Source organism: Croceimicrobium hydrocarbonivorans (genome assembly GCF_014524565.1).
In the GTDB taxonomy this organism is placed as follows: Bacteria; Bacteroidota; Bacteroidia; order Flavobacteriales; family Schleiferiaceae; genus Croceimicrobium; species Croceimicrobium hydrocarbonivorans.
Window position 1 is genome coordinate 1,744,106 of sequence record NZ_CP060139.1, and the last position, 20,430, is coordinate 1,764,535.

The window sequence follows — 20,430 nt, forward strand, 5'->3', positions numbered from 1 at the left end:
ACGCAAAGGTTTAGACCTTGCAAAAATGAAGATTCATAGGTAAGCCAGACGCTTTGAAGTACCTTCCCTTTCGATTAAAGGAATAAATACATGAAAAGCCTTCTCTTATCGCTTCCCTTTATTTTCGGTCTTTCAGCGCTTGCGCCCTCATCTGCTCTGGTGGTGGAAGCCCGGCTAATTGACAAATTCAAGCTTGAGCTTGCTGATGAAACTGGCAAACTTGAATTCTTAAAGTTTCAGTCTACGGAGACGGACGACATCTTTTTACTGCAGCCTGATTATGTAAATCACCCTAAAAGTTTTTATCGGAAGAATAAAGTCTATGAAATCACATATGGGCCAGGCGATTTATGGGCCAACTTTAGACATGATATAGATCTGAAAGTTAGTGATGAACTGGAATACTATCCACTTCATTTTTTACTAGAGATTAAAAGGTTGTAGAAGGTGATTCACCGCTCGCCCTTAATCTGCTTCAAGCAAGCCATCAGCTCTTTGCGAAGCTTCCCGCCTACCGGCAGACAGGTGCATCTCCGGGGTAAAGCCATTAAAGTTGTATCCGATAGATCAACAGTCATTAGCATCTAAAGTCTACTGACTAAATTCTATTGTCTCAGCTCCAACTACCAGCTACTATCTACTATCTACTGAATTCCCTCCAACCACTCTCCGTGGATTACACTACGCTCTACCTTGGCGATGATGCTGTGGTAATAGTTATACCAGGATTGCTTACCGTTCTGCTTGGCCTGAATATGCCCGCTATGCGCACGCCATTTTTGAATAGACTCCTGATCTTTCCAATAGGAAATGAAGATTCCTTGCTTGGGCTCCCCGGAAGAAGAATAACCTAAATAGCCCTCCTGCTTTTGGGCTTCCGACATCATCTCGGCATCCGCCTCGGCATAGCCATCCAATTGCTCCGATTTTTGAGAAATAAAAATCACCGCATAATAGGGTGCTGTGGGTGGGTCGCCTTTCCAGTGGGTTATCATAATTGCTATTTTTTAGGTAAAAACGGAAGGGAGCTAAGATACGCTTTGGCTTATGGTCTGAATCATTGTGAGGTTGCTTCACCGCCCGCTCCTACGTCGCTCGAGGCACAGAGGACGCAGAGGTTCACAGCTGCCTACCGGCAGGCAGGAGCTTCTTAGCGCCGCTGCGGTAAAACAATCCACCAAAGCTCCACTCGAAGCAACAACCATTTTCAGGCGGCATCAGACCTTGCGCAAGGAAGTGGTCAAACAGATTGAATCGGGAGAACTTCGGGTATATCAAGCCTGTAGGATTTTCGAGATTAAATCACCGCAAACGGTTTATAACTGGTTAAACAAGTATTCTCGTACCTTGAAGACACAAACACGCATAGTAGTGGAAAACAATAGTGTTGACAAACGTCTGAAGGAATTAGAGGCGCGCACCAAAGAGTTGGAGGCTGCTTTAGGACGAAAGCAGTTAGAAGCCGATTTGTACCGCCATATCGTAGATCTGGCCTCAGAAGAATATAAGGTGGATCTAAAAAAAAGTTTTGGCGCCAGAGCATCCAAAGGCAAATAAAGCTGGAGACAAAGACTGAAGTGTCGATCAGGAGAAGTTGTCATTTGCTGGGCTTTAGCCGGCAGGCCTACTACAAGCCCCAAGCTCTAAGAAGGGAGCTTGTTGGGCTTGAAGACGGCCTGCGTAGCCTGATCCTGTCCGCGCGTGTGGCCTGCCCTGGCTTAGGTTGTAGACCCATCTATTATGCTCATGCGGATCAGCTTTCCATTGGACGGGATAAGTTCGAGGCATTGGCTGCTGAACTGGGCTTACAGGTTAAAAGGAATACTAGGTATATCCGAACCACCAAAAGCGACCAACGTAAGTTTGACAACCTTCTCATTGATAAACAAGTACGATCCATCAATGAAGTTTGGCAAGCCGATATGACCTATTATCTGAAAGGATCAAAATGGTATTATTTGATGTTCATTACGGATGTTTATTCTCAAAGGATCCTAGGCTATGGGGCTTATAGCAGAGCTAGCGCAGTCCACTTCAAAGAGGTTTTAAAGCAGGCCATTGCCACTCGAAAGAAAGACGGCTACACCAACTTAAGCGGTCTTATTCATCATAGTGATGGAGGCCGACAGTATGAAGAGCGTAGCTATCGTGAGTATTGCAAAGGCAAAGGCCTAAAGCAAAGTATGTGTTACTATTCATGGGAAAACCCCTATGCAGAGAAAACCAATGATTTGATTAAAAACCGATACCTCAATTACTGGAAGCCTACTAACCTTCATGAGCTCAGACTATGCCTCAAACAAGCAGTGGAACACCATAACAAGTTCCAGCAAAAGCGAGTATTGAATAATAGCACTCCAATAGACTTTGAATGGAAAATCAAATCCATGGAATCCAGTCCAAGTAATTACACTTTAAACCTTAAGCCCAGTAAGCCTAGAACTAAAAACAAAAAGTATAAATTAGTAGAAATATCTGAGTAGGTAGTGACAACCATTTTCAGGCGGCATCAACCCATCTATTGTCTATTGTCTAAAATCTATAGTCTCTCCTATACACTCTGATCCATCTTCTTCACCATCGTTAAGATCGTTGCCAGAGCCACAGTCTCGCCTTCCTCATCGTAAACATCCACATTGAATTTCACGATGCCCTTAGCGATATCATCTTTACTGCGTTTTTCCTGATCGATCTTTTCCTTCACGGTAAACTTCACGCCGATAGTCATGCCAGGATATACCGGTTTGGTAAAACGACATTCATCAATACCGTAGTTCAATAATACCGGTCCTTTGCGGGGATCAACGAACATACCGGCTGCTTTAGAAAGTACATAGTAGCCATGCGCCACCTTACCCTCGAAGATGGTGCCCTCCAGAGAAGTGGCATCCACATGAGCATAGAAATTATCGCCACTCACCTGAGCAAAGCTGGCGATATCGGCATCCGTAACGGTATGACGGTGGGTATATACAGTTTCCCCCACTTTGAGCTCTTCGAAATGCTGGCGGAATAAGTGTTTTTCCGCTTCCGGACGACTGGCGCCGGGTTGGTATACCTGAGTGATTTCAGTAATAGTATCCGGGTGTCCCTGAATGGCGGTACGCTGTAAATAGTGCAATACACCGCGCTTTCCACCCATCTCTTCACCGCCACCGGCTCGTCCGGGTCCACCGTGCGTAAGTAGAGGCATGGGCGAACCATGACCAGTACTTTCCTTGGCACTCTTAGCATTCAACACCATAATTCGACCGTGCATGTGTGCGGCTTCCACTACATATTCGCGACCCAATTTATCATCGGCTGTAATAATGGAGCTCACCAAGGAACCTTTACCCATATTGGCAATCTCGGCCGCTTCGGCTAAGCCTTTATAAGGGATTAAGGTTGATACCGGACCAAAGCATTCCACTTCATGTACATCGGTATTGCTAAAAGGATTGTCGTTGCGGAACAAAGTGGGGCTTACAAAAGCACCTTTATCTCTTTGGGCACCCATCACTTCAAAATCGCGGAGGTCGCCATAAACCACTTCCTGCGAATTTTTAAGGCGGGCAATATTCTCCGCCAGGCGCTCCACCTGAATGCTGGAGGCTAATGATCCCATGCGCACTCCTTCCATTCGAGGGTCACCAATACTTGTTTTCTGCAAGCGAGAAATCAATGCTTCCTGCACCGCGTCTATCTTATCTTCGGGAACTATAATTCTACGTACGGCCGTACACTTCTGACCAGCCTTAGTGGTGATCTCACGCTGAACCTCTTTTACGAAGATGTCGAACTCGGGCATACCTGGTTCCACATCCGGACCTAATACCGAAGCGTTTAAGGAGTCGGCTTCTAGGTTGAAAGTAACCGAGCGATCGATGATGTGAGGCAGAGCTTGCAATTTCTTCCCGGTAGCGGCACTACCCGTAAAGGTTACGGTATCGCCGGTGGTCACATGATCCAAAATTCCGCGCCCTAAACCTGTTAGCAATTGCAGAGCACCTTCCGGTAAGATCTTGGAGGCGATAATTTCGCGCACCACATGCTCTGTTAAGAAAGAGGTGTACTCAGAAGGCTTCACTACTGCAGGAACACCGGCCATCAGGTTCACCGCAATTTTTTCGAGCATTCCCCAAACCGGGAAGTTAAAGGCATTAATATGAATGGCCACTCCGCGCTTAGGCACCATAATATGATGTCCGATAAATGTGCCGTTCTTGGATAGAGGCGCATGGCTACCATCAACATAATAGGGTAAATCCGGAAACTGGCGACGTAATGAGGCATTGGCAAAGAGGTTTCCAAAACCGCCTTCAATATCTACCCAAGAGTCAATTTTTGTGGCTCCGGTTTTAAAGCTGGTTTCGTAAAACTGATCTTTGATTTTCACGAGATGCAGGGCCAGAGCCTTCAACATTCGCCCTCTTTCCTGGAAGGTCATTTTACGGAGGGCAGGGCCACCCACCTTGCGACCATAATCTAAAATGGCCTCATAATCTAATCCGGCACTGGAAACAATTCCAATTTCGGTTCCGTGTATCGCGTCGCGGGCAATCAGTTCCTCGCCTTGGCCAGAAACCCATTCACCCTGTACATAATTCTGAATTTGCTGCATCTTGTGCTTTTTTGAGAAGGCTAATTTACGTTTAGCATTAAGGCTTTACAAGGGCCTATTTGGATTACTAGGCTGGACTCTGATACTCAATAAGGTTCTGCTTCCCCTCGAAAATTGACAGGCCTCTCTCAGCCTGCGATTCGATCTTGACTATCTTCCCTACTTTTGCGCCAGATTGTAAACCATGGAGAAATTTTTCCTACGCTTAGCCATCATCATTCTCAGCCTTTTTGGCTTATCTGTTTTTGGCTGGTTAGTTAAGCACAATAGTACCGGTGATAAGATATTGGGCGACAAAGTGGGCAAGGGCCTGGATGCCTATGTAAGCTTTCTCGACCTCTTTGAAAAATCGGTGGAAGAAGTAAAAAAACTTCCCGAAACCTTTGTGCCTACCCCTGCCGGTTTTGAGGCCGTAAATAAATTGGAGAATGATCTTTATGCCCTTATCAGCTATAGCAATGCCGAAGAAGGGCGCAGCGTAGAAATCCGCAATCTTAAAAACGACGAGAGCCTTCATAAATGGGATATTGCCAACCCTTATCAGGCGCATGATCGTATTATGGATCCTTTGCTTTTGCCAGGCAAGCGCTTGGTTTATTCTTACAATGGTGTTACCGGCTTAATTTGTTTGGATTCGCTTGGAAACCAAATTTGGAATCAGGATACCATTGCCCATCACCACTCGATTAACCTCGATAGCGCCGGAAATATCTGGGCCTGCACCTATACTAAGGAAAATGGCGGTTTCATTATCTACAAAGGTTTTTACGATGTGGATGGCCGAGAATTAGTGTATATCGATAATACCATCAGCCAACTAGACCCCAATACGGGTAAGCTCCTCTTTCATAAATCCATTACTGAGATTTTGAATGAAAACGGGCTTTCGAATTTGATCATGAAGTCACCCAATATTGAGGATCCTATTCACCTTAACGATGTACAGCCCGCTTTAAAAACTACCGCTTGGTACCAAGAAGGCGATCTGTTCCTGAGTTTTAGAAACTGCTCCGCGCTGATGCACTATCGCCCTTCCACCAATAAAGTGATTCGCTTGATTGAAGGTAATTTCTATTCCCAGCACGATATTGATTTCTTGAACGATAGTACCATTATCTTCTTCAACAATAATTCGCACACCTTCTGGAGCAGTCGTCCGAGCAATTGGCGGGTGGCTGATCAGCGCATCGATGCCGGAGATTACTATTCCAATACCATGGCCTACGACCTTAAAAACGAAAGGCTGTACCCTTACGAGAAGAAGGTCTATGATGAGCATCAAATTCAAACCTTCACCGAAGGAATGCAAGAAGTTTTAGCCGATGGCAGCCTTTGGATCGAAGAACAGAACAGCGGAAAACTTTGGGTATTTAAAAATGGAGAGCTCTTGTATAAAAATGTGCTTCCTTCGCAGCATGAAGGGCATCATCACCTTTCGAACTGGACCCGAATTTTAAGTAAAAAACCATGACAAGTCCTTTTCTCTATATCGGTCCGGGCATGAGCGCCGGCGCCATCGTGCTGATCTTATTGATTGGTGCCCTGGTTCTTTTTTCATTAGGCTATATCGTTTACCTCCGCATTAAGCGCATGGGTAAAAAGAAGAAAAAGTAAATGGTTTTTTACTTCATTCTGGCCCTTTCGGCTGCCCTGGCTTTTGGCCTGATTCGCTGGGGGCGGAAGAGCTTTTACCGACTGGCTATTAGCAGTACTCGGGTGCTCGACATTATGCTGGGCGATCAGGATGATGACGAAAAGCTCGAAGAATTACAGTCGCATACCGGCAAGCTGATTCTTAACCTATTCGCTTTTATTGGACTGCTCATTGCTGCGGCTGCAATTATCCTGATTAGCCTAAACCTCCATGATATTTTTATCGCTTTGGAAGATGGGGAAGCGGCTCCAGAACTCAGCTCTTGGCAAAGTATCATGGCTCTTTCTGTAGGTGCTACTATACCCTTTCTAATACCTTTCAAGAAGTCACCATCCGGCTATTCAGAGTTGGCAATGCTCTTACATCGAATGGTACTGAATAATTACCATTTGGGCCTTAAGCTTTTTCGTCGCGAAGTAAAAAGCAAAGGAATTGAAAAAAGGCAAGACTTCTTAATTATCAGTGGTTTAGCAAGAGCAGGTACTACCAGCTTTATGAATCATCTGGCTACTTTGCCCCAATTTCAAAGTTTGAATTATGGCAATATGCCCTTTTTGCTGAGCCCTCATTTATGGTCGCGTTTTTACAAGCCTAAAACGGGCAAGAGTAAAGAGCGTAGTCATAAGGATGGCATTCAATTGGGTATGAATTCTAATGAAGCCCTAGAAGAGTATTTCTTTAAGGCCATCAGTAAGGATAGCTATATTAAAGAGCATTGCTTGGAGGAATATCGCCTTTCGGCGGATGCGCATGAATCTTATTTAGACTATCAAAGTATTATCCGCCAAAGCCCCGAGCAAATTTACCTGGCCAAGAACAATAATTTCTTGTTGCGCTACCGCGGATTGAGGGAAGAGAACAGTGAGTTTCATTTGGTACTACTTTTTCGTCAGCCCTTATTTCATGCGGCTTCCTTAAGATCCATGCACCAGCGATATTGCGAAATGCAAAGTGAAGATGCCTTTGTTTTAGACTATATGAATTGGTTGGGGCATCACGAGTTTGGCTTAAATCAAAAGCCCTTTTTATTTGAGGGTGGTCAATTGCCGGAGGGTAATAAAAGTGAGCTCAATTACTGGCTGCAAATCTGGATTGAATACTATCGTTTTGCCCTAGAGCTGGAAGGCCCTAATATCCATTTTACCCCTTATGAGGCTTTCTGTGCCGAGCCGGTATCTTATTTAAATCGAGCCCTCGCAGCGTTCCAATTAAAATGGGAAAATGAAGCTCCGCAGGCTTTTGTAAATCAGCGGAAGGTAGATTTGGACTATGATCAGGCCCTTCATAGTGAGGCCTTGGAGATTTATGCCCAATTACAAAAACGGCTGTAGTTTTAAAGAATTCAGGAATAGCTATTAAACCTGGATAAGTAAATCAAAGACTACAAAATCAAGGCAAAGCTCCCATCACTAATCTGCAAGGTATCCTGAATAGAACCTGATGGGGATTTCCTAATATTATTTACCATGACCATTTCAAAGCTTCCTTCGATCCAGCCGGGTCGGTTTTGGGCATATTTGGGCGGAGAAATGGTATCATAATAAGCAGGGCGAAACTCCTTGATGATAAGCTGGCCTGAAACTGCATGATAGCTATAATGTTCCGTAGGGAATACTCCCAATGTATCCAAAAGCATAGACTCCCAATCTTTGAAAAGTGAACTCGTGTCACCGGAATCAAATAGATAGGTGCCTTCAGAAAAAATGCTGTCCAATCTTAGCATCATCCAATTCGAAGTTTGGCAATCCTCTGCTATTACAGTAAGAAGGCCTCCAGGGTCCTCTCCAAGGACGCGAGGACCTTTCGCATAGGTCGTTCGAAGAGGATAACAATTAAACTTCCCGCCTTGCTCAGTCCAGAATTCGCCATTGATATAGGCGGTGAATTTTTCGTACAGTACCGTATTGTTGTTATCCTGCTCTTCTTTATTACAAGCAGTAATTGAGAGAGAGATAGCGAAAAGTGCTGAATAGATGTATATTTTTTTCAAATTCATCTTTTCGTATTTAGATTAATCCATTTGCAACACTAGAAAAATTGCAATGGTCAGGGTTATTGTCTAAATATAAACCCGTTAATCCTTTTGGCTAGGTGTTCCATTGATTTTAACACTGCTGAACATTTAGTGCATGCGTAAGCAATATTCTTTGATCAGGCTAGAACAGATTCATCCTCACAAAATCGCGGCAAACTTCCCATCCCTTATATGCAAGGTATCTTGAATAGTACCAGGAGGAGTTTTACTAATATTATTCACCAAGACCATTTCAAAGCTTCCTTCAATCCAGCCGGGTCGATTTTGAGCTTTCTCTGGTGGAGATATCGTATCGTAATATGCTGGTCTTAGTTGCTCTATCCTAAGCCAGCCTGAAACTGCTCTATATCTATAATATTCAATAGGGTAAACCTCCAGTGTATCTAATTCACGGGATTTCCAATCCATATAGGCTGAAAGCGTATCGCTCGAATTGAATATATATTTTCCTTCTTGGTCAACGCTGTCAATAACTAAACTCATCACATTATCTGTAGGGCAATCAGTCGCTACAATTGCTAAATAGCCTCTTGGATTATTCCCATAGCTATTAGCTTCTTTTGTATACACTTTAATTAAGGAAAAGCAACCTACACCTGGGTTTTTTGACCAATACTCATCATTGATAAATGCACTGAACTCTTCATAAAGGACTGTACTTCCATTATCCGCCTCCCCTTTTTCACAAGCAATAAAAGAGATCGATGTAAGGAATAGCATCGAATAGATGTATATTTTTTTCAAACTCATCTTTTCGTATTTAGATTAATCTATTTGCAACACTAGAGAAATTGCAATGGTCAGGGCTCTTTCTCAAAGATAAATCAGATTCATCCTCACAAAATCGCGGCAAACTTCCCATCCCTAATCTGCAAGGTATCTTGAATAGTGCCAGGGGGAGATTTACTGATATCATTTACCATAACCATTTCGAAAGTGCCTTCTATCCAGCCGGGTCGGTTTTGAGCATACTGGGGCGGTGAGATGGTATCATAATAAACAGTGCGAAACTCTTTAATGGTAAGTTGGCCTGATACTGCATGATAGCTATAATGTTCCGTAGGGAACACTTCCATTGTATCTAGGTTTCGAGATTCTCTATCTAAGAAAACAGAACTAGTATCGTTGGAATCAAATAGATAGGTACCCTCAGAATAAATATTGTCAAGTATCAGTCCCATCACATTAGAATTTTGGCAATCCTTTGCAACTACAGCAAGAAATCCCCCTGGGTTATCGCCATAAGAACCCGGATTTTTCACATAGGTGGTTTGCAGAGGAAAACAATTAAACTTCCCGCCTTGCTCCGTCCAGAATTCGCCATTGATATAGGCGGTGAACTTTTCATAGAGCACAGCATTATTTTTATCTTGCGAATCTTCTTTACAAGCCGTAAGAAAGATAGTAAGAGCAGTTAGCAGCGTACCGATGCGAATCAATTTCCAGATCATCGCTACAAATTAAGATTAATCAAGCGAAAAGCTTTAAACCAAAGTGGAATTGAAATTAAGGTGCAATCTTAACATCGTGTTTAAAGGTGCCATAATTGCCTTTATTATCTAAAGCCGTAATGGTCAATTGATAATTTACCGAAATGGCATTCTGAGGAATCATAACAGTATAGCCACCATTAAAGTCCCAGCTTGTATCATTGCTTCCATTAAAATCAATTTCCTCATTCAGAACTTGGTTAGGGCCGCCAATATTATTCTTCACATTAATTTGAATGATCACCTTGCTCAGATCTTCATTATCGGTGATTAAGCCCATAAATGTTACCGGTGATCCAGCGCTTAAATGAATGATATTATCTGAAGGAGAAATACTGGGTGCACTTAAACTAATTTGAGGACGGTTATCCTCAATCATAGCTTGAAAGGCAGTGCTGGTCTTATTTCCAGATGCATCTATGGCAGTCAACCTAATAAGACAGGAACCGGGGGTAGCATCTGAAGAAAGCTCAATCTGCTGATTAACGCTAGCCGATGTACCCGAGAGATTGAAGCTTTTAGAATAGGACCAATTGCCATTATTCGTTTCAATACTTAAGTTAAGCTTGGATAGCTGTGCATTATCCTTGACTTGCGCTTGAAATTCAAAACTCTCACCGGCAGTTAATACTACCTCTTGTGATTCTTGATTAAATGAATACTCGGTTATTTCAGGGATGATAAATTCTTCATCCTTATTACAAGACATGATAATTGCCACAATGGCCAGACTAGCCATCGCTAAATACGATTTGCGCATGATTTCAGGTTAAAAATTTGCGCGAATATACAGTTCCTGCTTAAATCCGATAGGTAATGGCATTGATGCTCATCCCAGCCCCAACCGAGGCTAAGAGAATCACATCGCCCTCATTTAACTCGTGACCTTCCAGCTCACCGCGACGTAATAAATCGAGTAGAGTGGGTACCGTCGCCACTGAACTGTTGCCTAAAAGATGGATGCTCATGGGCATAATTCCCTCCGGTTCGGGTGTGCGATACAAACGGAAGAAACGCTTAATAATGGCTTCATCCATTTTTTCGTTTGCCTGATGGATCAAGACCTTTTTCACCTGATCAATGCTTAATCCCGAACGGTCCAGGCAAAGCTTCATCGCTGCCGGAACATGAGTCAATGCAAATTGATAAATCTTCTGCCCCTGCATTTTGATATAGCGGGTATCATGCCCTACATCTTGCTTATTGCTCTCTCCGTAATTCAAATAATAGGCCTCGTCTTCGGTAAAGGTTTGGGATGCTGTACTGAGAATTCCCTTTTTCAGGTCTTTGTCGATAGCCTCTACTACTGCAGCTCCCGCTCCATCAGAGAAAATCATCGAATCCCGATCATGGGGATCTAATTTGCGCGAAAGCGTTTCTGCACCAATCACCAAATAGTGCTTACCCTGGCCAGCGAGAATGTAATTGTAGGCGAGAATTACCGCTTGCACCCAGCCCGGACAACCATATAGAATGTCGAATGCAATGCAATTAGGGTTCTTAATCTTAAGGTCATGCTTTACCCGAGTAGCCAGGGAAGGCAGGATATCACTTTGAATTTTACCCTGTGGGATGTTCCCGAAATTATGGGCGAAGATGATTCCATCCAGAGTTTCAGGGTCAATACCGGCATCATCAATCGCTCTTTGGGCAGCAATGGTAGCCAGGTCTGAAGTTTGCTGATCTGGACGAGCATAGCGTCGTTCGCGAATCCCCGTTATCTCTTGAAACTTTCGGATGATTTCTTCACCCTCCTGATTAATACGCTCACCTTCGCGAGTGTAAAATTCATTGCCACTAAAATTCTGGTTGGGGACCTGAAGTTCTGGAATGCAACTTCCGGTGCCGGTAATTTCTAGATTCATACCATGCTTCTCTATTCCAAAGGAATAAAATATCCTTTAAAATCAAGCCTCCAAAGAGATCGATATTGTAAATAGTACGCTATACTCTGATAGCCATCACTAATAAAGAGATCTTAGATTGGAAACCTCAGCTCAAAAATGATCCCTCTAACAGCGCAGCGCGCGATCTAATTTCTATCGTCTAAGGTCTATTGTCTAATCAAGGAACTCCTTAATAACTATTCTCATCCAATCGTACCTTCCCTCTAAAAGTATAGAAGACAAAGGTGGTATAGCCCAAGATCAAGGGAGTGCCTATGGCTGCGATTAGGAGCATAATGCCCAGGGATTTTTGTGAAGAAGCGGCCGAATAAATATCAATATGATAAGCCGGATCAATAGTAGAATAGAGTAATACCGGATAAAGCTCAAAGGCTAAAACCCCAAGCATCAAAGCAATGGCCAAGGCTGAAGACACAAAGGCAATGCGGAATTTCCGTCTTTTAATCCACTGAGGTATACTTAAAATGCTCAAGATTCCGAGGCTGGGTAAAATCCAAAAGCTCAGCGAGTTTTGCAAGTCATCCGATAATTTGGGATAGGCATATAAGCCATAAGCACTGGCCGCTGTGAAGGCGATAATGAAGAGGATAACCGCCCGATTTAAGAGGATGCGCAATTTGGCATAGAGACGGCCTTCGGTTTTGAGAAGGAGGTAAATAATCCCGTGCATCACAAAAAGAGCGAGGATGGTAAAGCCCATTAGTAAGGCATAAGGATTAAGCAATTGCAACCAAGAGCCCACCAGGTTTCCGCGTTCATCTATGGGCAGGCCGATCATTAAATTCCCAACCACTACTCCCAATAAGAGGGAAAGCGAATTACTAGCCACAAAATAGGCGCGATCCCAAAAATTTCGCCACCATTTCATATCCTCCTTGGAACGAAATTCAATAGCAATGGCCCGAAATATCAGGAGCACCAAAAAGAGCATAAAGGGAATATAGAAGGCCGAAAACAAAGAGGCATAGGCTACCGGAAAACCGGCAAAAAGTGCCCCTCCCGCTATCACCAACCAAACTTCATTGCCATCCCAAACCGGTCCGATGGCATTTAAGGCTATTCGCCGACTTTGCTCCTTCTTTAAAAAGAGATGGATGCTTCCAGCTCCTAAATCAAAACCATCTAAAATGGCATAACCGGCAAATACTCCACCCACTATTAAAAACCACCAGGTTGGATAATCGATGCCCAGGAAATAAGAAAGTTCTGCCTCCATATTATTTAATTATTCCACTAATTGTACGCTTGGGCGCATCGCTGTATTCCACTTTTTCGGCTTCATCCGGCCCATGTTGAATTTTACGATTCAACAAATAGAGGAAGAGTAAAAAGAGGAATGCATACACCACAAAAAACAAGATGATGGAAAAGAGCACCTGTTCTGCTGTCACCGCTTCCGAAAGGGCATTGCTAGTTCGTAATAGGCCATAAACCACCCAGGGTTGTCGACCCATTTCTGCCGAAAACCAACCAAACTGATTGGCGATTTGCGGAAGAAGGACCGAAAACACAAAGATTCTCAGCAACCATTTTTGCTCGAATAATTTCCCCCGCCACCAGAAGAAGAGAGCCAATAAAGTGAGGCCGATTAAGCTAAAGCCGATACCCACCATAATATGGTAAAACTGGAAAATGGCATTGATGCGCTCCGGACGTTGATCCGCCGGAAAGTGATTCAAGCCATGAATAGTGTCTTGCCCAATTTCCTTATTGGTCATTAAGTGAAGAAGCGAAGGAATTTCAATCCCGGTCGTTTTTTGGGCCTCTTCATCAACCCAACCTAAAATCATTATTCCGGCATCATCACTGTCTTCATACTGCCCCTCTAATGCGGCCAACTTTGCCGGCTGATATTCTGCCACCACATTGGCGGAGGAATGACCGCTAAATGCTTGAAGTAAAGAGAAAAAGGTAGCTACCACCAGAGCAATTTTAAAGGCCTTTCGGCTTAAAGCCACATGCTTGTTTTTAATAAGGTAGAAAGCGGAAATACTGAGCACCAAAAAAGCACCGGCTAAAAAGGAACCATTCCAAACATGCCAAAGGCGATCTACTGATGAAGGATTAAAAACCATAGCCCAGAAATCGGTGATCTCGGCGCGCGCATTTATACCTTCACCCACCACATGGAAACCGGCGGGAGTTTGTTGCCAACTGTTGGCCACCACAATCCAAACGGCCGAAAACATGGAGCCAATTAATACCATTACCGTGGCTAAAAAATGCACCCAAGGTTTTACACGATTCCATCCGAATAAAAGCAGGCCTAAAAAGCCCGATTCCATTGCGAAGGCGAAAATTCCTTCCGCCGCTAAGGCAGAGCCAAACACATCGCCCACATAGCGCGAATAAACTGCCCAATTGGTGCCGAATTCGAATTCCATCACAATACCAGTGGCCACTCCAATCCCAAAGGTTAATCCAAAAATGCGAGTGTAAAATCTTGCTAGCTGCTCATATTGGGGATTGCGAGTACGAAGAAATAATGCTTCGAAAATGACCATTAAAAGACCCAAGCCAATACTTAGAGGAGGGTAGATATAATGGAAAGCTACCGTAAAGGCGAATTGAAGGCGCGCGAGGATTTCGACTTCCATAAAGCGATTTTTGCTCTATCAAATATACCTTCCAAAGCTCCTCGCTCGTTTAGAAGCTAGCAAAGATTCTATACCTTTTTCCTATCCTTGCTGAGGCAGAATTGATATTAGCCCGAATTAACAAAAAAGATTCTGAATTAGTATTTGAGAATAGCCAATCAAATCACCAAATTCGCTGTAGTGATTTACCCAAAATCCAAGATTATGAAATTTCCCTTTTTTCGCGTTCTACTGATCAGCCTAAGTTTAGTCTTAGCTTCATGCTCTGATGACGATGACTCTGGCTCGAACAACAATAATCAAAGTCAAAGTTTAAATGCCACCCTCTCTGCGGATAGCCGCTTTAGCATTTTGGTGGATGGATTAAAACGAACCGGACTGGAGTCGATGCTGGAAAGCAATGGCAACTTCACCATTTTCGCACCTACCGATGCTGCTTTTACCGCCTGGATTACGGATCAGGGCTATTCTGATCTTGATGGTCTTATTCAAGGTATTGGCATGGAGGCCTTTAAAGAAGCTTTGGCTTACCATCTTTTAAAGGGCGATTATACTTCAGTACAACTGCAGAGCGGCTATTATTCCACATTGGCCATTAATGCGGAAAAAGACAGCTTACACCTCTATCTTGATAAAGGAGCTCAACTCAAATTAAATGGTGCCGTCCAAGTTCAAGAAGCTAATATCGATGCCAATAACGGAACTATTCACGCGATTAGCTCGGTGAACTTTCCCATGACCGTTTATGGCCTTATTGAGGTGAATCCAGCCTACAGCAGTTTTGAAGCCGCCATTGGTTTGGCAGATGGAAACCTCAAAACCGTACTGGCTAATGAGAGTCAGACTTACAGCCTTTTTGCCCCTAGCAATGCAGCCTTTGATTCGCTGGTAAACCAAACTCCCAATGTGACCAATCTCTTTGAATTGGTAGCTTCCTTGGGTACGGATAAGTTGGCTGATGTGATACTCTACCACGGTACAAACACCGGTATTTTAAGCTCGGAATTGCAAACAGGAAACATCACCACCTTGGCAGATAATGGCCTGGGGGGTAAATTCCAATTCTTTGTGAATATTGGCACCAAAATCAAGCTAATTGATAACAATAGCGCGACTGAAGATGCGGTATTAGTTCAAGGCGATTTGATTGGCACCAATGGGGTGGTTCACTTCATAGATGCGGTCCTTTTGCCGGAATAATTTTACCTAATTCCACTATAATTTGAGAAGCCTGATCATGTCGATCAGGCTTTTTTCATGGGCGGCACTAAAATATTTTCAAATTTTTTTCCTTTGAATATCAGCATCTTAAAAGGCAAACCAGCCCTTGTCTAAAAATCGCATTTGTTCGATTCAAATTTTATTCGAATAAATTTGCAGCGTTGTTCTTTTCAATAATGCTTATCCAGAAAGGTGGAGGGTCAGGCCCTGTGAAACCTTAGCAACCTGCCGTTTTCAAATGCGGAAAGGTGCTAATTCCTACCACAGAAATGTGGAAAGATAAGTAGAGAGATTCTCCGTTTTCCTATTGTGTTTCGGACCTCCTACAAATCTTGCAGGAGGAAGAGAGTTTTTATAATTCTACCCTCTGTGATAAGTGTTTGATTTTAACCTTAAAAACAGCACTTATGAAAGAAAGCACAACTCTTATTCACGCTTTAAGCGAAAATGCTGAAACCGGAGCGATCAGCACTCCGATTTATCAAACTTCAACCTTTGTGCAAGAGGCACCGGGGGTTAACCAAGGTTTTGATTATTCCCGTAGCAACAATCCTACTCGTCAGGCACTGGAAGATCTGCTGGCCCAATTAGAGCGCGGCTATCAGGGCTTTGCCTTTGCCAGCGGTTTGGCGGCTGTAGACTCCGTGATCAAATTGTTGAGCACTGGCGATGAAATCATTGCAGTGGACGACATCTACGGTGGCGCCTATCGATGTTTTACGCACATCTACGAGAAATTCGGGATCAAGGTCAACTACGTGGATACAACCGATCCCTTGCAGGTCCTCAATGCCATTACGGAGCGAACCCGACTCATCTGGCTGGAAAGCCCAACCAATCCTACCCTTAAGGTTAGCGATATAGAAGCGATTAGCCTCCTGGCCCGGGAAAAAGACATCAAGGTAGTGGTCGATAATACTTTCGCCTCACCGGTTTTGCAAAAGCCCCTGCTTTTAGGTGCCGATATCGTTATTCATTCGGCTACCAAATATCTGGGCGGTCATTCTGATGTGATTGCCGGAATTGTAGTCTGCAAAAGCAAAAGCGACTCCGAGAAAATCAAGTTTATCCAAAATGCCACTGGTGCAGTGCTTGGCCCCTGGGACTCTTGGCTGACCATACGCGGAATTCAAACTCTGGAATTGCGCGTGCACAAGCAAAGCGATAGTGCCCATCAGATTGCGGAATGGCTGGAAAAACATCCGGCCGTAGACCGAGTACATTATCCGGGTTTAAAAAGCCATCCCAACCACGCTACTGCCCGACAGCAGCAAAAGAAGTTTGGTGGAGTAATTTCCTTTAGCCTTAAAGATGATCGTGAGGCACCCGCCTTGGAATTTGTGAAAAAGACCCGTCTCTTTAAACTGGCCGAAAGTTTAGGAGGCACTAAAAGTCTGCTTTGCATTCCCGCCTTAATGACCCATAAATCAACTCCCATTGAAGTCCGCCACCAATGCGGTATCCAAGATTCATTAATTCGCCTTTCGGTAGGTATTGAAGATCCGGAAGACCTGATTGAAGACTTGGAATTCGCCTTTCAAAGTTTGCCTAAACCGAAATCCTTAGTCAAATAAAATGAAGGACTTACCCATTTGTATTGGCTTAGCGGGCTTAGGCTGCGTTGGCCAGGGACTTTATGATGTGGTGCAAAAGCATTATAGAGATCGCATTGATATTCGTCGCATCGCTGTAAAGGACCCGGAAAAGGAAAGGAAGGTGCCGAGCCATTTGCTAAGTACCAACTTTGAGACCTTGCTTAGTGATCCGGAGATCAAAGTGATTGTGGAATGCATTGATGATCCGGATGCTGCTTATGAACTCTGTATTCAAGCTTTTAAGCGCGGTAAAGATGTAATTAGTGCCAATAAGCAAATGATTGCTCAAAATTTGGACTTACTCATCTTCCATCAGCGAAATAGCGGTCAATCGCTTTTATACGAGGCAGCTGTAGCGGCTTCCATTCCCATCATTCGGCTTTTGGAAAGCCATTTTGAGGAAGAGGAAATCCTGAGCATTGAAGCCATTTTAAATGGCACCAGTAACTATATCCTAAGTAAAATTCAGCTGGAAGGCTTGAGCTTTAAAGAAGCATTAGCCGAAGCTAAAGCCAAAGGTTTTGCCGAAAGTGACCCTTCTAATGATCTGGAAGGAAAAGATGCGGCTGCCAAAGCGGTGATTCTGGCTGCCCATGCCTTTGGGAAACAATATCGCCTAAACCAGGTAGAACGAACCTCCATTGATGAGTCGAGCAGTCAAGCATTAGAACCTGGACTAAGCCATAAGTGCTTAGCCCTGCTTGATGCTCAAAGTTTACAAATTAAGCTGAGTGCCGTAGCTCCGGATTCAGAGTTTAACCGAATTAACTATGAACGCAATGCGGTTCAAGTGCGCAGCGCCATTGGAGGTTTACATTTTTATTCCGGAAGCGGGGCCGGGGCCGATGCAACCGCCTCTGCCCTACTAAGCGATCTCTTTCAATGGCAGCGCGGTTTTCGCTATCGTTACAGCAAATTGAAAAAAGCTCCTTTAGAAGCCGTGGTTTAAAAGCAAAGCGCCCGGCTGCATAGCAACCGGGCGCTTTCAAATAACAAGGCACAAATTAATGTGCGGCAGTTTCTGTTGAGTAAGGGTGAGGTAAACTCATATATCCCATATTGTAAAGGCTAAATGCCCATTTATCCGCTTGTTCTTGGATAATCTTATCCGTTGGTTTTCCGGCACCATGACCCGCATTGGTTTCAATACGAATTAACATCGGTCTGGAACCAGAGTACTTAGCCTGCAATTCGGCAGCAAACTTAAAGCTATGTGCAGGTACTACACGATCATCATGATCGCCAGTGGTTACCATAGTTGCAGGATATTCTACTCCTTCTTTTACATTGTGTAAGGGAGAGTAGCCATATAAGTACTGGAACATTTCCTGGCTGTCATCAGCAGTACCGTAATCGGTATGCCATCCCGCTCCAGCGGTAAACTTGTGGTAACGGAGCATATCCAATACACCAACCGCTGGTAAGGCAACTGCCATTAAATCGGGGCGCTGAGTCATGGTAGCGGCAACTAGCAATCCACCATTCGAACCACCTGAAATCGCCAATTTTTCAGAACTAGTGTATTTCTGCGCAATCAGGTATTCACCCGCCGCAATGAAGTCATCAAATACATTTTGCTTCTTCATTAGGGTACCGGCCTCATGCCATTTTTCGCCATACTCGCCTCCTCCACGAAGGTTAGCTACGGCATACACCCCACCTTGTTGCAACCAAACAATATTGCTGGTGCTGAAGTAAGGAGTTAAGCTCACATTAAAGCCTCCGTAGCCATAAAGCATAGTTGGATTAGTACCGTCTAATTGGATACCCTTCTTATAGGTAATAATCATGGGCACCTTGGTACCATCTTTAGAGGTATAGAATACTTGCTTAGACTCGTATAATTCCGGATCGAAATTAACCGCTGACTTGCGGTATAATTCTGAGGCTCCGCTTTCAATATTGTATTTAAAGGTTGTTCCAGGATAGATATAGGAAGTAAAGCTGTAATACAGTTCTTTATCGTCCCATTTACCACCAAAGCCTCCCACAGAACCAGGACCAGGAAGCTCAATTTCGCGTTCCATTTGCCCATCCACATTGTATTGATACACTTTGTGAACGGCATCAATCATATAGGTCGCGAAGAACTTACCACCAGCGGAACCAATTTCCAATACATTTTCAGTTTCGGGGATTACATCTACCCAATTCTCTGGGTCCATGGCAGGGAAAGTGGTTTTCACCACCCGGCCATTAGGTGCATTCAGATTTGTTTTAATCCAAATCATATCCCCATCGGTATGGATAATTCCTTGCTCGCTATCGAATCCGGTAATAATGGATTTAAAGGCTGCATTAGGCATGTCTAATCTTTTGATATACAACTCGTTTCCGGTAGTGGATTCTGCGGCTGAAATCACTAAGTACTTTCCATCCTCGGTTACGTATCCACTGATGTAACGACGTTTCATGGCATCACCACCGAATACCAATTCATCTTCCGATTGAGGAGTTTCTAAGCGATGGAAGTATAATTTATGCATGTCGGTCATGGCGGTTAACTGACTACCATTTACCGGCTTATCGTAGGAGCTGTAGTAAAAACCTTCATTGCCTCTCCAGCTTAGGCCGGAGAATTTAACGTCTACCAGAGTATCGCCAATTTGTTCTTTGCTTACGGCATCGATGATAATCACCTTACGCCAGTCAGATCCACCTTCAGAAATTTGGTAAGCACAAAGGCTACCATCTTTGGTAAAGCTCATACCGCCTAATGAGGTACTGCCATCCGCCGCAAAGGTGTTGGGATCCAAGAATACCTCTGCATTATCCATATTGCCTTCACCAGTTTTAAAGCGGTAAATCACATACTGATTCTGGAGGCCATTATTCTTGTAGAAATAGGTGTAATCTCCTTCTTCAAAGGGAGCGCCAACCTTCTCATAGTTCCATAATTCGGTAAGCTTTTCTTTTAGCTCATCACGGTAAGGAATAGTCTCCAGGTATCCGAAGCTTACTTCATTTTCGGCTTTCACCCAAGCTTCTGTTTCGGGCGAACGATCGTCCTCCAACCAGCGATAGGGGTCCATCACCTGAGTCCCGAAATAATCATCAACAGTAGAGTCTTTACGGGTTTCCGGATAATTCAGTTCGGCACTCATGCTTTCTTCCTTTTCCTTAGGTTTTTCGGTACAGGCCACTGAGAGGGCAATTGCCAGGCCCGTGATCCATGGTCCTTTCTTCATAATAGTTTGATTTTTTGATAGGTGGGTCAGAATCGGTACGCACAAATATAAGCTTAGGAGCACTAGTTTGAGAATTCTCTGGGCCGACAATCATCTTTTAGCAAGAATTAAGCTTATAGGGTGCCGACTTTGGGCTAAAA

The 20,430-nt window shown here is 43.9% G+C and carries 19 protein-coding genes and 1 riboswitch; of the genes, 9 read left to right on the forward strand and 10 right to left on the reverse strand.

The window, feature by feature from the left end; translation table 11 throughout:
- Window positions 1-90 precede the first annotated feature (90 nt).
- Window positions 91-444 carry a hypothetical protein gene (locus H4K34_RS07920; protein ID WP_210760283.1) on the forward strand — a complete coding sequence of 118 codons (354 nt, stop codon included), beginning with the start codon at window positions 91-93 and terminating at the stop codon, window positions 442-444.
- Between the two features lie 200 nt (window positions 445-644).
- Here H4K34_RS07920 and H4K34_RS07925 read toward each other — a convergent pair whose 3' ends face one another.
- Complete coding sequence (locus tag H4K34_RS07925; RefSeq protein WP_210760284.1) at window positions 645-995, reverse strand: antibiotic biosynthesis monooxygenase family protein; 351 nt, start codon at window positions 993-995, stop codon at window positions 645-647.
- A gap of 229 nt (window positions 996-1,224) precedes the next feature.
- Here H4K34_RS07925 and H4K34_RS07930 point away from each other — a divergent pair, with 229 nt between their 5' ends.
- Together H4K34_RS07930 and H4K34_RS07935 are read left to right on the forward strand one after the other, a co-directional pair.
- The gene (locus H4K34_RS07930; protein ID WP_210760285.1) at window positions 1,225-1,557 is read left to right on the forward strand and encodes a helix-turn-helix domain-containing protein; all 333 of its coding nucleotides are present in this window, start codon (window positions 1,225-1,227) and stop codon (window positions 1,555-1,557) included.
- 20 nt (window positions 1,558-1,577) lie between these two features.
- Entirely contained in the window at window positions 1,578-2,483 is a 906-nt protein-coding gene (locus tag H4K34_RS07935; protein ID WP_210758049.1) for a DDE-type integrase/transposase/recombinase, read from the forward strand.
- 68 nt (window positions 2,484-2,551) lie between these two features.
- On the opposite strand, the gene paaZ is transcribed toward H4K34_RS07935, so the two are convergent.
- On the reverse strand, window positions 2,552-4,603 hold the full coding sequence (gene paaZ, locus H4K34_RS07940; RefSeq protein WP_210760286.1) for a phenylacetic acid degradation bifunctional protein PaaZ: 2,052 nt from the start codon (window positions 4,601-4,603) through the stop codon (window positions 2,552-2,554).
- Window positions 4,604-4,787: 184 nt separating this feature from the next.
- On the opposite strand from paaZ, the gene H4K34_RS07945 reads away from it, so the two are divergent.
- Genes H4K34_RS07945 through H4K34_RS07955 form a run of 3 tightly spaced genes read left to right on the forward strand, consistent with a single transcriptional unit; the run spans window position 4,788 to window position 7,588 of the window.
- Entirely contained in the window at window positions 4,788-6,074 is a 1,287-nt protein-coding gene (locus H4K34_RS07945) for an arylsulfotransferase family protein (protein WP_210760287.1), read from the forward strand.
- On the forward strand, window positions 6,071-6,217 hold the full coding sequence (locus H4K34_RS07950; RefSeq protein WP_210760288.1) for a hypothetical protein: 147 nt from the start codon (window positions 6,071-6,073) through the stop codon (window positions 6,215-6,217). Before H4K34_RS07945 ends, H4K34_RS07950 begins: the two co-directional genes overlap by 4 nt.
- A complete protein-coding gene (locus tag H4K34_RS07955) occupies window positions 6,218-7,588 on the forward strand; it encodes a hypothetical protein (protein ID WP_210760289.1) in 1,371 nt (456 codons plus the stop codon).
- Window positions 7,589-7,638: 50 nt separating this feature from the next.
- Here H4K34_RS07955 and H4K34_RS07960 read toward each other — a convergent pair whose 3' ends face one another.
- The 7 genes from H4K34_RS07960 to H4K34_RS07990 form a co-directional block, all read right to left on the reverse strand.
- The gene (locus H4K34_RS07960) at window positions 7,639-8,253 is read right to left on the reverse strand and encodes a hypothetical protein (RefSeq protein ID WP_210760290.1); all 615 of its coding nucleotides are present in this window, start codon (window positions 8,251-8,253) and stop codon (window positions 7,639-7,641) included.
- A 177-nt stretch (window positions 8,254-8,430) separates the two neighbouring features.
- The gene (locus H4K34_RS07965) at window positions 8,431-9,042 is read right to left on the reverse strand and encodes a hypothetical protein (RefSeq protein ID WP_210760291.1); all 612 of its coding nucleotides are present in this window, start codon (window positions 9,040-9,042) and stop codon (window positions 8,431-8,433) included.
- Between the two features lie 86 nt (window positions 9,043-9,128).
- On the reverse strand, window positions 9,129-9,743 hold the full coding sequence (locus H4K34_RS07970; protein WP_210760292.1) for a hypothetical protein: 615 nt from the start codon (window positions 9,741-9,743) through the stop codon (window positions 9,129-9,131).
- 55 nt (window positions 9,744-9,798) lie between these two features.
- Window positions 9,799-10,542 carry a DUF4625 domain-containing protein gene (locus H4K34_RS07975; protein ID WP_210760293.1) on the reverse strand — a complete coding sequence of 248 codons (744 nt, stop codon included), beginning with the start codon at window positions 10,540-10,542 and terminating at the stop codon, window positions 9,799-9,801.
- A gap of 40 nt (window positions 10,543-10,582) precedes the next feature.
- Window positions 10,583-11,647, reverse strand: coding sequence for a 3-oxoacyl-ACP synthase III family protein (locus tag H4K34_RS07980; RefSeq protein ID WP_210760294.1), 1,065 nt, complete (start codon window positions 11,645-11,647; stop codon window positions 10,583-10,585).
- A gap of 211 nt (window positions 11,648-11,858) precedes the next feature.
- Window positions 11,859-12,905 (reverse strand): cytochrome d ubiquinol oxidase subunit II, encoded by a 1,047-nt coding sequence (gene cydB, locus H4K34_RS07985; protein ID WP_210760295.1) that lies wholly within the window; start codon window positions 12,903-12,905, stop codon window positions 11,859-11,861.
- 1 nt (window position 12,906) lies between these two features.
- Complete coding sequence (locus tag H4K34_RS07990; protein WP_210760296.1) at window positions 12,907-14,286, reverse strand: cytochrome ubiquinol oxidase subunit I; 1,380 nt, start codon at window positions 14,284-14,286, stop codon at window positions 12,907-12,909.
- A 204-nt stretch (window positions 14,287-14,490) separates the two neighbouring features.
- On the opposite strand from H4K34_RS07990, the gene H4K34_RS07995 reads away from it, so the two are divergent.
- The 3 genes from H4K34_RS07995 (at window position 14,491) to H4K34_RS08005 (ending at window position 18,051) form a co-directional block, all read left to right on the forward strand.
- Window positions 14,491-15,486: a fasciclin domain-containing protein gene (locus tag H4K34_RS07995; protein ID WP_210760297.1), complete on the forward strand. Its 996-nt coding sequence runs from the start codon at window positions 14,491-14,493 to the stop codon at window positions 15,484-15,486.
- 198 nt (window positions 15,487-15,684) lie between these two features.
- Window positions 15,685-15,793, forward strand: a riboswitch (SAM riboswitch).
- A 121-nt stretch (window positions 15,794-15,914) separates the two neighbouring features.
- Window positions 15,915-17,081 (forward strand): trans-sulfuration enzyme family protein, encoded by a 1,167-nt coding sequence (locus H4K34_RS08000; protein ID WP_210760298.1) that lies wholly within the window; start codon window positions 15,915-15,917, stop codon window positions 17,079-17,081.
- Between the two features lies 1 nt (window position 17,082).
- Entirely contained in the window at window positions 17,083-18,051 is a 969-nt protein-coding gene (locus H4K34_RS08005) for a homoserine dehydrogenase (RefSeq protein WP_210760299.1), read from the forward strand.
- A 55-nt stretch (window positions 18,052-18,106) separates the two neighbouring features.
- Here H4K34_RS08005 and H4K34_RS08010 read toward each other — a convergent pair whose 3' ends face one another.
- Window positions 18,107-20,290, reverse strand: coding sequence for a prolyl oligopeptidase family serine peptidase (locus H4K34_RS08010; RefSeq protein ID WP_210760300.1), 2,184 nt, complete (start codon window positions 20,288-20,290; stop codon window positions 18,107-18,109).
- Between the last annotated feature and the right edge of the window lie 140 nt (window positions 20,291-20,430).

Coding starts and splice junctions, on each gene's coding strand:
- H4K34_RS07920 (WP_210760283.1), top strand. CDS start 91: ATGAAAAGCCTTCTCTTATCGCTTCCCTTTATTTTCGGTCTTTCAGCG.
- H4K34_RS07925 (WP_210760284.1), bottom strand. CDS start 995: ATGATAACCCACTGGAAAGGCGACCCACCCACAGCACCCTATTATGCG.
- paaZ (WP_210760286.1), bottom strand. CDS start 4,603: ATGCAGCAAATTCAGAATTATGTACAGGGTGAATGGGTTTCTGGCCAA.
- H4K34_RS07945 (WP_210760287.1), top strand. CDS start 4,788: ATGGAGAAATTTTTCCTACGCTTAGCCATCATCATTCTCAGCCTTTTT.
- H4K34_RS07950 (WP_210760288.1), top strand. CDS start 6,071: ATGACAAGTCCTTTTCTCTATATCGGTCCGGGCATGAGCGCCGGCGCC.
- H4K34_RS07955 (WP_210760289.1), top strand. CDS start 6,218: ATGGTTTTTTACTTCATTCTGGCCCTTTCGGCTGCCCTGGCTTTTGGC.
- H4K34_RS07960 (WP_210760290.1), bottom strand. CDS start 8,253: ATGAATTTGAAAAAAATATACATCTATTCAGCACTTTTCGCTATCTCT.
- H4K34_RS07965 (WP_210760291.1), bottom strand. CDS start 9,042: ATGAGTTTGAAAAAAATATACATCTATTCGATGCTATTCCTTACATCG.
- H4K34_RS07970 (WP_210760292.1), bottom strand. CDS start 9,743: ATGATCTGGAAATTGATTCGCATCGGTACGCTGCTAACTGCTCTTACT.
- H4K34_RS07975 (WP_210760293.1), bottom strand. CDS start 10,542: ATGCGCAAATCGTATTTAGCGATGGCTAGTCTGGCCATTGTGGCAATT.
- H4K34_RS07980 (WP_210760294.1), bottom strand. CDS start 11,647: ATGAATCTAGAAATTACCGGCACCGGAAGTTGCATTCCAGAACTTCAG.
- cydB (WP_210760295.1), bottom strand. CDS start 12,905: ATGGAGGCAGAACTTTCTTATTTCCTGGGCATCGATTATCCAACCTGG.
- H4K34_RS07990 (WP_210760296.1), bottom strand. CDS start 14,286: ATGGAAGTCGAAATCCTCGCGCGCCTTCAATTCGCCTTTACGGTAGCT.
- H4K34_RS07995 (WP_210760297.1), top strand. CDS start 14,491: ATGAAATTTCCCTTTTTTCGCGTTCTACTGATCAGCCTAAGTTTAGTC.
- H4K34_RS08000 (WP_210760298.1), top strand. CDS start 15,915: ATGAAAGAAAGCACAACTCTTATTCACGCTTTAAGCGAAAATGCTGAA.
- H4K34_RS08005 (WP_210760299.1), top strand. CDS start 17,083: ATGAAGGACTTACCCATTTGTATTGGCTTAGCGGGCTTAGGCTGCGTT.
- H4K34_RS08010 (WP_210760300.1), bottom strand. CDS start 20,290: ATGAAGAAAGGACCATGGATCACGGGCCTGGCAATTGCCCTCTCAGTG.